This window comes from Enterovibrio nigricans DSM 22720 (assembly GCF_900167155.1).
Taxonomy (GTDB): domain Bacteria; phylum Pseudomonadota; class Gammaproteobacteria; order Enterobacterales; family Vibrionaceae; genus Enterovibrio; species Enterovibrio nigricans.
In genome coordinates, this window is record NZ_FUXU01000033.1 from 19682 (window position 1) to 33135 (window position 13454).

At 47.8% G+C, this 13454-nt stretch carries 13 protein-coding genes and 6 tRNA genes; all 19 read left to right on the forward strand.

Annotated features, from left to right (window positions below; all coding sequences use genetic code 11):
• Window positions 1-9: 9 nt before the first annotated feature.
• The 19 genes from B5D35_RS12795 (at window position 10) to glmS (ending at window position 13342) form a co-directional block, all read left to right on the forward strand.
• The gene (locus tag B5D35_RS12795) at window positions 10-897 is read left to right on the forward strand and encodes a ParB/RepB/Spo0J family partition protein (protein WP_078752962.1); all 888 of its coding nucleotides are present in this window, start codon (window positions 10-12) and stop codon (window positions 895-897) included.
• Window positions 898-1082: 185 nt separating this feature from the next.
• The gene (locus tag B5D35_RS12800; protein ID WP_078752963.1) at window positions 1083-1472 is read left to right on the forward strand and encodes a F0F1 ATP synthase subunit I; all 390 of its coding nucleotides are present in this window, start codon (window positions 1083-1085) and stop codon (window positions 1470-1472) included.
• A gap of 8 nt (window positions 1473-1480) precedes the next feature.
• Window positions 1481-2284 (forward strand): F0F1 ATP synthase subunit A, encoded by an 804-nt coding sequence (atpB, locus tag B5D35_RS12805; protein ID WP_078752964.1) that lies wholly within the window; start codon window positions 1481-1483, stop codon window positions 2282-2284.
• Between the two features lie 77 nt (window positions 2285-2361).
• Window positions 2362-2616: a F0F1 ATP synthase subunit C gene (gene atpE, locus B5D35_RS12810; protein WP_002540812.1), complete on the forward strand. Its 255-nt coding sequence runs from the start codon at window positions 2362-2364 to the stop codon at window positions 2614-2616.
• 45 nt (window positions 2617-2661) lie between these two features.
• Window positions 2662-3132 carry a F0F1 ATP synthase subunit B gene (atpF, locus tag B5D35_RS12815; RefSeq protein ID WP_078752965.1) on the forward strand — a complete coding sequence of 157 codons (471 nt, stop codon included), beginning with the start codon at window positions 2662-2664 and terminating at the stop codon, window positions 3130-3132.
• A 15-nt stretch (window positions 3133-3147) separates the two neighbouring features.
• The gene (gene atpH, locus B5D35_RS12820) at window positions 3148-3681 is read left to right on the forward strand and encodes a F0F1 ATP synthase subunit delta (protein WP_078752966.1); all 534 of its coding nucleotides are present in this window, start codon (window positions 3148-3150) and stop codon (window positions 3679-3681) included.
• A gap of 16 nt (window positions 3682-3697) precedes the next feature.
• A complete protein-coding gene (atpA, locus tag B5D35_RS12825; RefSeq protein ID WP_078752967.1) occupies window positions 3698-5239 on the forward strand; it encodes a F0F1 ATP synthase subunit alpha in 1542 nt (513 codons plus the stop codon).
• 46 nt (window positions 5240-5285) lie between these two features.
• On the forward strand, window positions 5286-6152 hold the full coding sequence (atpG, locus tag B5D35_RS12830; RefSeq protein WP_078752968.1) for a F0F1 ATP synthase subunit gamma: 867 nt from the start codon (window positions 5286-5288) through the stop codon (window positions 6150-6152).
• Between the two features lie 35 nt (window positions 6153-6187).
• The gene (atpD, locus tag B5D35_RS12835) at window positions 6188-7591 is read left to right on the forward strand and encodes a F0F1 ATP synthase subunit beta (RefSeq protein WP_078752969.1); all 1404 of its coding nucleotides are present in this window, start codon (window positions 6188-6190) and stop codon (window positions 7589-7591) included.
• A gap of 18 nt (window positions 7592-7609) precedes the next feature.
• On the forward strand, window positions 7610-8032 hold the full coding sequence (locus tag B5D35_RS12840; RefSeq protein ID WP_078752970.1) for a F0F1 ATP synthase subunit epsilon: 423 nt from the start codon (window positions 7610-7612) through the stop codon (window positions 8030-8032).
• A gap of 208 nt (window positions 8033-8240) precedes the next feature.
• Entirely contained in the window at window positions 8241-9602 is a 1362-nt protein-coding gene (glmU, locus tag B5D35_RS12845; protein ID WP_078752971.1) for a bifunctional UDP-N-acetylglucosamine diphosphorylase/glucosamine-1-phosphate N-acetyltransferase GlmU, read from the forward strand.
• Between the two features lie 124 nt (window positions 9603-9726).
• A tRNA-Gln gene (locus B5D35_RS12850) sits at window positions 9727-9801 on the forward strand.
• Between the two features lie 4 nt (window positions 9802-9805).
• Window positions 9806-9882 (forward strand) — tRNA-Arg (locus B5D35_RS12855).
• A 146-nt stretch (window positions 9883-10028) separates the two neighbouring features.
• Window positions 10029-10103: transfer RNA gene (locus B5D35_RS12860), tRNA-Gln, on the forward strand.
• 11 nt (window positions 10104-10114) lie between these two features.
• Window positions 10115-10191, forward strand: a tRNA-Met gene (locus B5D35_RS12865).
• Between the two features lie 99 nt (window positions 10192-10290).
• Window positions 10291-10377, forward strand: a tRNA-Leu gene (locus B5D35_RS12870).
• Between the two features lie 44 nt (window positions 10378-10421).
• Window positions 10422-10506: transfer RNA gene (locus B5D35_RS12875), tRNA-Leu, on the forward strand.
• A gap of 220 nt (window positions 10507-10726) precedes the next feature.
• On the forward strand, window positions 10727-11488 hold the full coding sequence (locus B5D35_RS12880) for a DeoR/GlpR family DNA-binding transcription regulator (RefSeq protein WP_078752972.1): 762 nt from the start codon (window positions 10727-10729) through the stop codon (window positions 11486-11488).
• Between the two features lie 18 nt (window positions 11489-11506).
• On the forward strand, window positions 11507-13342 hold the full coding sequence (glmS, locus tag B5D35_RS12885) for a glutamine--fructose-6-phosphate transaminase (isomerizing) (protein ID WP_078752973.1): 1836 nt from the start codon (window positions 11507-11509) through the stop codon (window positions 13340-13342).
• Window positions 13343-13454: the final 112 nt, after the last annotated feature.

Genomic DNA, 13454 nt, shown 5'->3' on the forward strand with positions numbered 1-13454 from the left:
GGAATGCCAATGAACGCAACAAAACGTGGATTGGGCAAAGGGCTCGATGCACTTCTTGCGACCAGTGCGCAGGCGCAGGCACGCGTAGATTTGAACAAAGATTCGCATCACGCAGAGACCAACAGTGAATTACAGCATTTACCGTTGACTCAACTTCATCCGGGGACGTATCAGCCACGTCAGGGGATGGCGACAGAAGCATTGGAAGAATTGGCTGAATCTATCCGAGCGCAAGGTGTCATTCAGCCACTTGTGGTAAGAAAGACATCAGCGCAACAATATGAAATTATTGCTGGTGAGCGACGCTTTCGCGCATCCAAAATGGCTGGACTAACACATGTCCCGTGTTTGGTGCGTGATCTGACAGATAAAGCCGCCAGTGCTATCGCGTTGATAGAGAACATTCAGCGTGAAGACCTCAATGCCATGGAAGAGGCTGAAGCTTTAGATAAGCTTGTCCAAGACTTCTCTCTTACACACCAGCAACTTGCTGAAGCATTAGGTAAATCGAGAACGACTATCAGTAACCTTCTTCGTTTAAACGGTTTAGAAACCGGCGTAAAGAAGCTTCTGATGAATCGACAACTCGATATGGGACATGCTCGCGCATTGCTTGCACTTGATGGCGAAGCCCAAATTGAGGCAGCGTTGGCGTCGGTGAACAAAAAAATGACCGTCAGACAAACAGAAGCATTGGTGAAGAAAATGCTTACACCTGTCACTGATAAAGTGGTAAATAGTTTGTCCCCTGAATTTGAATCAATTCAGGAAATGCTGGTTCATCGTTTGGGCACCAATGTCACCATTACTCAAGCGAAAGGTGGTAAGGGCAAAATTACAATAAACTTTGATCACCAAGAAAAATTAATGCAAATACTTGCAACACTCAGTGAGTAAGTGTGATATCACGCGTTAGCTTTCTGTTACATATTTTTTCTTACTGTGATCAGGTTACTCTGTTGTAAAATTTAGTCTCCATTTTTGGTTCAATCAGATTGCAATCAAAAAGGTGACCCGTATAATTTTTGCAGTTTTCCCAGCTCGACATGGTGCTACGAGGAAAGGAATCGAGGAACGAATACATGGTATCGACGCTCGCGCGACGAGGTCGCAAGCTTGCGAAAAGGTTGCTGCTGTTACAAGCGTGCGTCGTGTTAGCAACGGCAATCTTGATGGTGACTACCATCAATGTCGACTGGGGAATTTCCGCACTTATCGGCGGAGGCATCTTTGTAGTTGCCAATGCAGCGTTCGCGCTGTGTGCTTTCCTATTTAGTGGAGCGAGAGCAGCGAAACTCATTGTTGCATCGTTTTTCAGCGGTGAAGTGCTCAAAATTCTGCTGACAGTCGTTTTATTCTCCGTTGTTTACCTGTATGCCGAGGTGGAACTTGTTCCCCTCAAACTGACCTATTTGCTGGTACTTGGAATTAATATCCTTGCGCCAGTTTTATTCATTAACAACAACAAATAGGATGAGTTATGGCTGCGCCAGGTGAAGCGCTTACACCTTCCAGTTACATCTCTCACCACTTAACCAACCTGTCTACGGACAAATTGGGCTTAGTGGGAGACGGTAGTTTCTGGTCGGTGCACATTGATAGCCTGTTTTTCTCAGTCCTGATCGGTTTCGGCTTTCTATGGCTGTTCCGCTCTGTGGCGAAGAAAGCAACCACAGGAGTACCAGGAAAGCTTCAGTGTTTTGTGGAAATGTTGGTCGAATTCGTTGACGAAAACGTCCGAGAAACCTTCCATGGAAAAAATCCACTGATTGCGCCTCTGGCTCTGACCATTTTCGTCTGGATATTTTTGATGAATACGATGGACCTTGTGCCTATCGATTTTATTCCTTATCCAGCGGAATTGCTTGGTATTCCTTACATGAAGGTAGTACCAACGGCAGACGTAAATATCACCCTTGCAATGGCACTTGGTGTCTTTTTCTTGATGATCTATTACAGCATCAAGGTGAAAGGTATCGGCGGCTTTGCGAAAGAGCTGGCACTTCACCCGTTCAACCACCCAATCATGATCCCGTTCAACCTGCTTTTGGAAGTGGTATCGCTGCTCGCGAAACCAATTTCTCTTGGTATGCGTCTGTTCGGTAATATGTTTGCAGGTGAGGTGGTATTTATCCTGATTGCGGCACTTCTGCCGTGGTGGGCGCAATGGTTGGGTTCGTTACCGTGGGCAATCTTCCACATTCTGGTTATTACCATCCAAGCGTTCGTCTTTATGATGCTGACCATCGTGTACCTGTCTCAGGCACATGAAGATTCACATTAATACGTAATTTTGTAAGCAACTTTTGTTAGACCTTCCGGCGTAATTAGTAGGCCGACAACAAGAAACTGGAGATAGTGATGGAAACTTTATTGAGCTTTTCTGCAATTGCCGTTGGCATCATTGTAGGTCTTGCTTCCCTGGGTACTGCGATTGGTTTCGCACTGCTTGGCGGTAAATTCCTTGAGGGTGCAGCTCGTCAACCAGAGATGGCTCCTATGCTGCAAGTTAAGATGTTCATCATCGCTGGTCTGCTGGATGCGGTTCCAATGATTGGTATCGTAATCGCACTGCTGTTCACCTTTGCAAACCCATTCGTCGGTCAGCTGGGTTAAGTCGTCTGTATCGTACCTGTAGCTAACTAACTGGGAGGCGCTGTTGTGAATATCAACGCAACTCTATTTGGCCAGGCAATCGCATTCTTTATGTTTGTGGTGTTCTGCATGAAATATGTATGGCCACCTATCATGCAGGCGATTGAAGAACGTCAGAAGAAAATTGCTGACGGACTTGCGGCAGCCGAGCGCGCCGCAAAAGACCTGAACTTGGCCCAGGCGAATGCTTCTGATCAAATGAAAGAAGCAAAACGCGCTGCAACTGAGATCATCGAACAGGCGAATAAACGTAAAGCACAAATTCTTGATCAAGCCCGCGACGAAGCTAACACTGAGCGCGAAAATATCCTTCACCAAGGACAGGCTGAACTGGAAGCTGAGCGTAACCGAGCCCGCGATGAACTGCGAAAACAAGTTGCTACTCTAGCCGTTATCGGTGCTGAGAAAATCCTTGAGCGTTCGATTGATGCGAATGCCCATAAAGATATTCTCGATAAAATCACTGCAGAACTTTAACAAGGAGGGGCAGCTATGTCTGAACTGACTACTATCGCACGCCCCTACGCTAAAGCAGCCTTCGACTTGGCAGTGGAAAATGGTGAGTTAGACCAATGGTCTGAAATGCTGACTTTCGCAGCTGAAGTTGCCCGCAATGAAACCATCGAGGATTTCCTTGGTGGTATGCATTCAGCTGAAAAGCTGACTGAGATATTTCTCTCAGTGTGCGGTGAGCAGCTCAATGAATTTGGCCAAAACCTTGTGAGGGTGATGGCTGAAAATGGACGCTTAAAAGCACTGCCGGATGTATGTGCCCAGTTTATGGTTCTTCGCCATGACTATGAGAAACAAATCGATGTTGAAATTGTTTCTGCTGTCGCGCTTGATGAAGCGCAACTGGATGCTATTGCCAGCAAGCTTGAAGCCCGCTTTGAGCGAAAAGTGAAGCTGAACTGTAGTGTAGACGAGACCCTGGTTGCCGGGGTTGTGATTCGAGCTGGAGACTTGGTCATCGATAACTCAGTAAGCGGCCGTGTGCGCCGTCTGAGCGATGCATTGCAGTCTTGATTTGGGGAATTGGAGCATGCAACTTAATTCCACGGAAATTAGCGATCTGATCAAACAACGAATTGAAAAATTCAACGTTGTTAGTGAAGCTCGCAACGAAGGTACCATCGTGTCAGTCAGTGACGGTATCATTCGTATCCATGGCCTTGCTGACGCTATGCAAGGTGAAATGATTGAACTACCTGGCAACCGCTATGCACTCGCGCTTAACCTTGAGCGTGATTCTGTTGGTGCGGTTGTTATGGGCCCTTATGCTGACCTTCAGGAAGGCATGAAAGTAACCGGTACAGGTCGCATTCTTGAAGTACCAGTAGGTCCAGAACTGCTGGGTCGTGTGGTTAACACTTTGGGTGAACCTATCGATGGTAAAGGTCCTATCAATGCAGCACTGACTTCTCCTGTAGAAGTGATTGCGCCTGGCGTTATCGCACGTCAGTCGGTAGACCAACCTGTACAAACCGGTTACAAGGCGGTTGACGCCATGATCCCAATCGGCCGTGGCCAGCGTGAGCTAGTTATCGGTGACCGTCAGACCGGCAAAACGGCGCTGGCAATCGATGCGATCATTAACCAGAAAAACTCTGGTATTTACTCTATCTACGTGGCTATCGGCCAGAAAGCGTCAACAATCGCGAACGTTGTACGTAAACTGGAAGAGCATGACGCACTGAAAAACACCATCGTTGTTGTGGCATCTGCTTCTGAAGCAGCGGCTTCGCAATACTTGGCACCGTATTCAGGTTGTGCGATGGGTGAATACTTCCGCGATCGCGGTGAAGATGCACTGATCGTTTATGATGATCTGTCTAAGCAAGCTGTTGCTTATCGTCAGATTTCTCTATTGCTGCGTCGCCCACCAGGCCGTGAAGCATTCCCAGGTGATGTTTTCTATCTTCACTCTCGTTTGCTCGAACGTGCGGCACGTGTAAATGCGGATTACGTTGAAAAGTTCACCAATGGTGAAGTGAAAGGCAAAACCGGTTCTTTGACCGCACTGCCAATCATTGAAACCCAGGCGGGTGACGTATCTGCATTCGTTCCTACCAACGTTATCTCGATCACTGATGGTCAGATCTTCCTGCAATCCGAACTGTTTAACTCAGGCATCCGTCCTGCTGTTGACCCAGGTATTTCGGTATCACGTGTAGGTGGTTCAGCTCAGACCAAGATCATTAAGAAACTGTCTGGTGGTATCCGTACTGCACTGGCTCAGTATCGTGAACTGGCGGCTTTCGCACAGTTCTCTTCTGACCTTGATGAAGCGACTAAAAAGCAGCTGAATCATGGTCAAAAAGTGACTGAGTTAATGAAGCAGAAGCAATATGCACCAATGTCTGTGTTTGAGCAGGGATTGATGATTTTTGCAGCTGAAAAAGGCCATCTGTCAGACGTTGAGCTGACTAAGCTGGCTGACTTCGAAGCTGCTCTATTGGCATATGCTAAAGGTCAGTTTGCCGAGCTGGTCGCTCTCATCGATGAGACTGGCGACTACAACAGCGATATTGAAGCTCAACTGGCGAAGCTGGTTGAAGACTTTAAGGCAACGCAAACCTGGTAATGCGTGGAAGGCCGCGAAAGCGGCCTTCTGACAACGGAGAGTAACGATGGCCGGCGCAAAAGAAATTCGTAATAAGATCGGAAGTGTAAAAAGTACACAGAAGATCACTAAAGCGATGGAAATGGTAGCAGCTTCAAAAATGCGTCGTTCGCAAGACGCAATGGAAGCTTCTCGTCCATACGCGACCACTATGCGCAAAGTGATCGGTCATGTCGCCCTTGGTAAATTAGAGTATCGTCATCCTTATTTGGAAGAGCGAGAAGCCAAGCGCGTCGGTTACATCATCGTATCGTCTGATCGTGGCCTGTGTGGCGGCTTGAACATTAACTTGTTCAAACGCGCTATCAATGAAATGCAGACGTGGACTCAGCAAGGTGCAGAAGCAGAAACTGCCCTTATTGGCTCTAAAGCAACGGCATTTTTTAACAGCTACGGCGGAAATGTTTCAGCACAAATTTCTGGTTTGGGTGACAACCCATCACTGGAAGACCTGATCGGTACGGTCGGTGTAATGCTGAAAAAATATGATGACGGCCAACTGGATCGTCTGTATCTGGTTTACAACAAGTTTGTAAATACCATGACGCAGGAACCAGTGATCGATCAATTGCTGCCTTTGCCTAAGTCAGAAGACGAAAGCATGAAACGCAGCCATGCTTGGGACTATATCTATGAGCCCGAGCCAAAACCACTGCTGGATACCCTATTGGTTCGCTATGTCGAGTCTCAGGTATACCAAGGCGTGGTTGAAAACCTCGCGTGCGAACAAGCGGCACGAATGGTTGCGATGAAAGCTGCAACAGATAATGCAGGTGATCTGATTGATGAACTGCAACTGGTGTATAACAAAGCCCGTCAGACTGCAATTACACAAGAGCTCTCGGAGATTGTCTCCGGTGCAGCAGCGGTGTAAGGCAAGGGCCAACGAACTATTTTAGAGGAATAACGATGGCTACAGGTAAGATCGTTCAGATCATCGGTGCGGTAGTCGACGTGGAGTTTCCGCAGGAATCAGTACCTCAGGTATATGATGCCCTGAACGTGAAACGTGAAGGCGAGCGTCTGGTGCTGGAAGTTCAGCAACAGCTGGGTGGTGGTATCGTCCGTACCATCGCGATGGGTTCGTCTGATGGTCTGCGTCGTGGACTGGAAGTAGAGAACACTGGTAGGCCGATTGAAGTACCAGTAGGTATAGAAACACTTGGACGTATCATGAACGTTCTAGGTGATTCAATCGACGAACGTGGCGATATCGGTGAAAAAGAGCGTTACTCTATTCACCGCAGCGCACCAAGCTATGAAGAGCAGTCAAACGAGACAGCACTTCTAGAAACCGGTGTTAAAGTTATCGACTTGGTTTGCCCATTTGCGAAGGGTGGTAAAATCGGTCTGTTCGGTGGTGCTGGTGTAGGTAAGACCGTTAACATGATGGAGCTTATCAACAACATCGCACTACAACACTCAGGTTTGTCAGTATTTGCTGGTGTTGGTGAGCGTACCCGTGAAGGTAACGACTTCTACTTTGAAATGCAGGAAGCCGGTGTTGTAAACATCGAGAATCCAGCAGAATCAAAAGTAGCCATGGTATACGGTCAGATGAATGAGCCACCAGGCAACCGTCTGCGTGTTGCTTTGACTGGTCTTACTATGGCTGAGAAGTTCCGTGATGAAGGCCGTGACGTACTGCTGTTTATCGATAACATCTACCGTTACACCCTTGCAGGTACTGAAGTATCAGCATTGTTGGGTCGTATGCCTTCTGCGGTAGGTTACCAGCCTACTCTTGCTGAAGAGATGGGCGTGCTTCAAGAGCGTATCACCTCAACCAAGAGCGGTTCCATCACATCTGTTCAGGCCGTTTACGTACCTGCGGATGACTTGACGGATCCTTCTCCTGCAACCACGTTTGCTCACTTGGATGCAACCGTTGTTCTTTCTCGTAACATCGCCTCTCTGGGTCTGTACCCAGCGATTGACCCACTGGATTCGACCTCTCGTCAGCTTGATCCATTGGTTATCGGTCAAGAGCATTATGATGTTGCTCGTGGCGTTCAGTCTGTACTGCAGCGTTACAAAGAACTGAAAGACATCATCGCTATCTTGGGTATGGATGAACTGTCAGAAGACGACAAACTTGCGGTTTCACGTGCACGTAAGATTGAACGTTTCTTAACACAGCCATACCACGTAGCAGAAGTCTTCACCGGCCAACCAGGTGTTTATGTTTCGCTGAAGGAAACCATTGCTGGCTTTAAAGGCTTGATGAATGGTGAGTACGACGATATCCCAGAGCAGGCATTCCTGTACTGTGGTGGTATCGAAGAAGTCCTCGAAAAAGCGAAGAACCTGTAACGGTTGTTAGGAGGCGATATGGCAGCGATGACCTTCCACCTGGATGTAGTAAGTGCGGAGAAACAATTGTTTTCTGGCCGAGCTGAATCTATTCAGGTTACTGGTAGCGAAGGTGAACTGGGAATTCATCCTAGTCACACCCCGCTGCTGACCGCCATTACGCCAGGTATGATCCGTATTATCAAACAGCATGGTCATGAAGAGGTAATTTATCTCTCTGGCGGTATGTTGGAAGTGCAGCCAAGTACGGTAACCGTACTGGCAGATACTGCAATTCGCGGTGTCGATTTGGATCAAGCTAAGGCAGAAGAAGCAAAGCGCCGTGCTGAGGACCGTATCCTCAACAAGCATGGAGATATGGACTTTGCTCAGGCGGCCAGTGATCTGGCAAAAGCGATAGCCCAGCTGCGAGTAATCGAGCTGACGAAAAAGGCACGCTAAACCCAGTAACGCACCAAAGCTGAAAGGCGACCTTTGTAGGTCGCCTTTTTATTTTTAGTGATCCATCATTAAACGGTGCCTAGTAAAATCGATGTTGTGTCGGTAAATTTCAACTTTATTGAGTGATTTATCCCGTTTATGACGGCAAACAGCTACAATATAATCCATTAATTTAACGTGTAATCTAGATACAAAGGAAGTCGACTTCATGAGTTTCAGTGCTGTGATTCTGGCTGCGGGTAAAGGAACCCGTATGTATTCTAATCTGCCAAAAGTTCTCCATACTCTGGCAGGCAAGCCAATGGTCAAGCATGTGATTGATACATGCACCTCTTTGGGGGCTAAAAACCTCCATTTGGTATATGGTCATGGCGGCGAGGCAATGAAAGCAGCATTGGTCGAAGAGCCTGTTCATCGGGTGCTACAGGCAGAGCAACTAGGCACTGGCCATGCTGTCGCGCAGGCTGCCCCTGAATTTCATGATGATGAGCAAGTACTGATCCTTTACGGGGATGTACCGCTGATATCAGAACAAACAATTGAAAACCTGCTTGATGCACAGCCTACAGATGGCATTGCACTCTTAACGGTTGTGTTAGATAACCCATCGGGTTATGGGCGTATAGTTCGTCGTAATGGACCTGTCGTTGCGATTGTAGAAGATAAAGATGCGTCTCAAGAGCAAAAGCTGATTAAAGAAATAAATACGGGTGTGATGGTCGCAACCGGCCGTGATTTACGCCGTTGGTTAGCTGCACTGAAAAATGAAAATGCGCAGGGTGAATATTACCTGACGGACGTCATCGCGATTGCTCACGCGGAAGGTCGCGCGGTAGAGGCGGTTCACCCAGAAAGTGCGATTGAAGTGGAAGGTGTTAATAACCGCATTCAATTAGCGAGACTAGAGCGTGCGTTCCAAGCGGATCAAGCCGAGAGACTGTTGGAAAGCGGTGTGATGCTGCGCGACCCATCTCGTTTTGACCTTCGCGGTCAACTGCAATGTGGCACTGATGTCGAAATTGACGTTAATGTAGTTATCGAAGGTTCCGTTACCTTGGGTGACAATGTATTTATCGGTGCTGGATGTGTACTGAAAGATTGTGAAATTGACGACAACACAGTTGTTCGTCCTTATAGCGTGATTGAAGGTGCATCTGTGGGCGAAGACTGCACGGTAGGGCCGTTTACCCGTCTTCGTCCTGGTGCTGAGCTGGTGGGTGATTCTCACGTGGGTAATTTCGTGGAAGTGAAAAACGCACGCTTGGGTCAAGGTTCGAAGGCAAACCACCTGACTTATCTAGGGGACGCTGAAATAGGCGATCGCGTGAATATCGGTGCGGGTACGATTACCTGTAACTACGACGGCGCGAATAAACATAAAACCATTATTGAAGATGATGTTTTTGTGGGCTCTGACAGTCAGCTAGTGGCACCCGTAACCATTAAGAAAGGCGCAACCGTCGGTGCGGGTACGACGGTGACGGCGAATGTGGGTGAAGACCAACTCATTATTACGCGTACGAAAGCGAGAACCCTTGATGGCTGGCAGCGTCCCATCAAGAACAAATAATCGTCAATATTGAAGAAAAAACACCGCAAAAGCGGTGTTTTTTCGTTTTTTGGTCAAAACGACAGCAAACGGAAAAATGGGGGTTGACGGCCTACCCAATCCGCAATATTATACGCGCCTCTGTTGGGGTATCGCCAAGCGGTAAGGCAGCGGCTTTTGATGCCGCCATTCCCTGGTTCGAATCCAGGTACCCCAGCCAGAATGCGACCGTAGCTCAGCTGGATAGAGTACCTGGCTACGAACCAGGCGGTCGGAGGTTCGAATCCTCCCGGTCGCGCCATCTCCTCCTTTTCGAAGGTTGAGATACACAATCAGATGCGGAAGTGGCGAAATTGGTAGACGCACCAGATTTAGGTTCTGGCGCCGCAAGGTGTGAGAGTTCAAGTGTGAAAGCCTTTAAGGATCATGCTTTTAGCGTGATGCTGTTGGGGTATCGCCAAGCGGTAAGGCAGCGGCTTTTGATGCCGCCATTCCCTGGTTCGAATCCAGGTACCCCAGCCATATTTTGGCATGGCTACGTAGCTCAGTTGGTTAGAGCACATCACTCATAATGATGGGGTCACAGGTTCGAATCCCGTCGTAGCCACCATTTATACCGAAAGTATTAAGTCGTGTACTAAATACTTTCAAACGGACTGATACACTACCAAGTGTCTAGAGTTATAAACTCAAAGTCTGAGAAAAACATGCGGTGGTGGCGGAATTGGTAGACGCGCTAGCTTCAGGTGCTAGTGTCCTAACGGATGTGAGGGTTCAAGTCCCTCCCTCCGCACCAGATTTACTGTCCTTTTTAAAGAAGGGATAGACAAAAAGAAATACGCGGAAGTGGCGAAATTGGTAGACGCACCAGATTTAGGTTCTGGCGCCGCAAGGTGTGAGAGTTCAAGTCTCTCCTTCCGCACCACATAAAAAAGCAGGCTCTTGTAGCCTGCTTTTTTTGTATCTGTTGATCCGTCCTAGAGTCAGTCGTTTTCGACGCTATGTGCTCCAGAGTCTCTCCTTGTTAATATCTGTATAATTCCGTTTTGTGCGCCGGATCAATTCCTTGTGAGTTCACTCGCATTTTAATTCAAATATCTCGCTAAATTGTATAATATCTTTCGAAACGAAAGTTTGGTGGTTACATGTCGAAACGTAATACTCAACAAAGGCGTCATGCTATCGTTGCAAGACTGACTGAAAAGGGCAAAGTCAGTGTAGATGAGCTTTCATCTCTCTTTGAAACGTCAGAAGTCACGATACGTAAAGACCTTGCAGAGCTAGAGAAAAATGGAATTTTGCTTCGACGATATGGTGGTGCTGTTCCGATACCACATGAAATGGTTTCGGATAATGCGGTAAAAGTTTCGGATCAAAAGTTAGCGATCGCAAAAATGGCGGTAAGTAGGATCCGAGACCATAATCGAATTGTAGTGGATAGCGGATCAACAACCGCTGCGTTGATTCCGCTGCTCAATCATAAACGTGGTTTGGTCGTGATGACGAATTCACTCAATGTTGCGCAAGCAATTAAAGAGTTGGAAAACGAACCGACGTTGTTGATGACGGGCGGCACCTGGGACCCGCATTCTGAGGCATTTCAGGGACAAGTGGCAGAACAGGCTTTACGCGCCTACGACTTTGATCAGCTCTTTATTGGGGCGGATGGTATTGATGTGGAGCGCGGCACAACGACATTCAATGAAATTGTCGGTTTAAGTCGCGTCATGTCAGAGGTGTCTCGTGAAGTCATTGTGCTAATTGAATCGGACAAGATTGGACGTAAGATCCCTAATCTTGAGTTGCCTTGGCTGGCCATTAGTACCGTCATTACGGATAGCAGTATCGATAACACCACCAAACGGGCCATTGAAAAGATGGGGACAGAGGTGATCTGCGCCCCTTAACATTAATTGGGGTTAACTATGTGTGGAATTGTGGGTGCTGTTGCACAGCGGGACATTGCGGAGATATTACTAGAAGGGCTGCGTCGTCTGGAGTATCGAGGGTATGACTCGTCGGGATTGGCAATTGTCGATTCCGAGAAGACACTGATGAGAGTGCGCCGTGTCGGCAAAGTAAAAATGCTCTCCGATACTCTTGCGGAGCGACCTATTGCTGGTGGTACTGGGATTGCCCATACCCGATGGGCCACACATGGTGAGCCGAGTGAAGCTAATGCCCATCCCCACACCTCTGGCGAGAACATCGCCATTGTGCATAACGGCATCATTGAAAATCATGAAGCGCTACGTGCACTGTTGCAATCGCGTGGCTATGTCTTTTCGTCACAGACAGATACTGAAGTGATCGCGCATCTGGTGGATTGGGAGCTTGCTCAAGGTGGTTCACTATTGCAAGCATTCCAACGTACAGTCGGCCAGCTAGACGGTGCTTATGGTACGGTTGTGATGGATCGCCGAGACCCTGATAGATTAATTGCTGCGCGCTCTGGCAGCCCATTTGTGATAGGGCTGGGTATCGGAGAAAACTTTTTTGCCTCTGATCAGCTTGCCCTGCTTTCCGTGACGCGTCGTTTTATTTTCCTTGAAGAAGGCGATGTCGCAGAAATTACCCGTCGAGAAGTGAATATTTGCAATTTGCAAGGCGAGCCCGTCAGCCGAGAAATTCATGAGTCATCTCTTGAGCATGATGCGGCCGACAAAGGCCCCTACCGTCACTACATGCAAAAAGAGGTATTTGAACAGCCTTCTGCCATCATTAATACCCTTGAAGGACGCGTCGATAACGATACTGTGCGCATAGAAAGCATTGGGCACGGCGCATCAGACATTCTGGCGCGTGCTGAGCATATTCAAATCGTTGCTTGTGGTACCTCCTACAATGCGGGCTTTGTTGCTAAATACTGGTTTGAATCCATCGCAGGCGTAAGTTGTGACGTGGAAATCGCGTCAGAGTTTCGTTATCGAAACTTTGTCACCCGTCCAAACAGCCTTCTCATCACACTTTCTCAATCCGGTGAAACCGCGGATACGCTGGCTGCGCTTCGCTTAGCGAAAGAGCGTGGTTTTATGTCGGCAATGACAGTGTGTAATGTTGCGGGTTCTTCGCTTGTCAGAGAGTCGGACTTGGCTTTTATGACTCGCGCGGGTACCGAAATTGGTGTGGCATCGACTAAAGCGTTTACGACGCAGTTGACAGCATTGCTTATGTTGGTAACAGCATTAGGGAAGATCAAAGACCATGTTGATCGCGATCAGGAAGCCAGAATCGTTCATGCTCTGCACCGATTGCCAAATGATATCGAGCAAGCACTGTTGCTGGATAAGCAGATAGAGCTGCTTGCCGAGGATTTTGCAGAAAAGCATCATGCACTGTTTCTGGGGCGTGGCGAGTTTTACCCTATTGCCATGGAGTCAGCGCTTAAGCTCAAAGAGATATCTTACATTCATGCGGAAGCGTATGCCGCGGGTGAGTTGAAACATGGGCCGCTCGCCTTGATTGACGCCGATATGCCAGTGATTGTTATTGCGCCTAACAATGATTTACTCGAAAAGCTCAAATCTAATATTGAAGAGGTGCGTGCTCGTGGTGGGCAGCTTTATGTTTTTGCAGACAAAGAAGCAGGCTTTGAAAGCAGTGTAGGAATGTCCATTGTCGCGATGCCACATGTGGATGCCATCAGTGCGCCGATCTTTTATACAATACCGATGCAATTATTGTCGTATCACGTTGCGTTAATCAAAGGGACGGACGTTGATCAACCTAGAAACCTCGCGAAAGCTGTGACGGTAGAGTGATTTGCTAGACCATCGTAGAGACATCTTGGTGGCGAATCGCTATTTGCAACGTGAAAACCGTATACATCATTTGCATTTTGCAAATTATTTCGCACTCTTAATAAGACATCAC

What these genes read in the sequence shown, in the direction of transcription:
- B5D35_RS12795 (WP_078752962.1), top strand. Translation starts at nt 10, where the DNA reads ATGAACGCAACAAAACGTGGATTGGGCAAAGGGCTCGATGCACTTCTT.
- B5D35_RS12800 (WP_078752963.1), top strand. Translation starts at nt 1,083, where the DNA reads ATGGTATCGACGCTCGCGCGACGAGGTCGCAAGCTTGCGAAAAGGTTG.
- atpB (WP_078752964.1), top strand. Translation starts at nt 1,481, where the DNA reads ATGGCTGCGCCAGGTGAAGCGCTTACACCTTCCAGTTACATCTCTCAC.
- atpE (WP_002540812.1), top strand. Translation starts at nt 2,362, where the DNA reads ATGGAAACTTTATTGAGCTTTTCTGCAATTGCCGTTGGCATCATTGTA.
- atpH (WP_078752966.1), top strand. Translation starts at nt 3,148, where the DNA reads ATGTCTGAACTGACTACTATCGCACGCCCCTACGCTAAAGCAGCCTTC.
- atpA (WP_078752967.1), top strand. Translation starts at nt 3,698, where the DNA reads ATGCAACTTAATTCCACGGAAATTAGCGATCTGATCAAACAACGAATT.
- atpG (WP_078752968.1), top strand. Translation starts at nt 5,286, where the DNA reads ATGGCCGGCGCAAAAGAAATTCGTAATAAGATCGGAAGTGTAAAAAGT.
- atpD (WP_078752969.1), top strand. Translation starts at nt 6,188, where the DNA reads ATGGCTACAGGTAAGATCGTTCAGATCATCGGTGCGGTAGTCGACGTG.
- B5D35_RS12840 (WP_078752970.1), top strand. Translation starts at nt 7,610, where the DNA reads ATGGCAGCGATGACCTTCCACCTGGATGTAGTAAGTGCGGAGAAACAA.
- glmU (WP_078752971.1), top strand. Translation starts at nt 8,241, where the DNA reads ATGAGTTTCAGTGCTGTGATTCTGGCTGCGGGTAAAGGAACCCGTATG.
- B5D35_RS12880 (WP_078752972.1), top strand. Translation starts at nt 10,727, where the DNA reads ATGTCGAAACGTAATACTCAACAAAGGCGTCATGCTATCGTTGCAAGA.
- glmS (WP_078752973.1), top strand. Translation starts at nt 11,507, where the DNA reads ATGTGTGGAATTGTGGGTGCTGTTGCACAGCGGGACATTGCGGAGATA.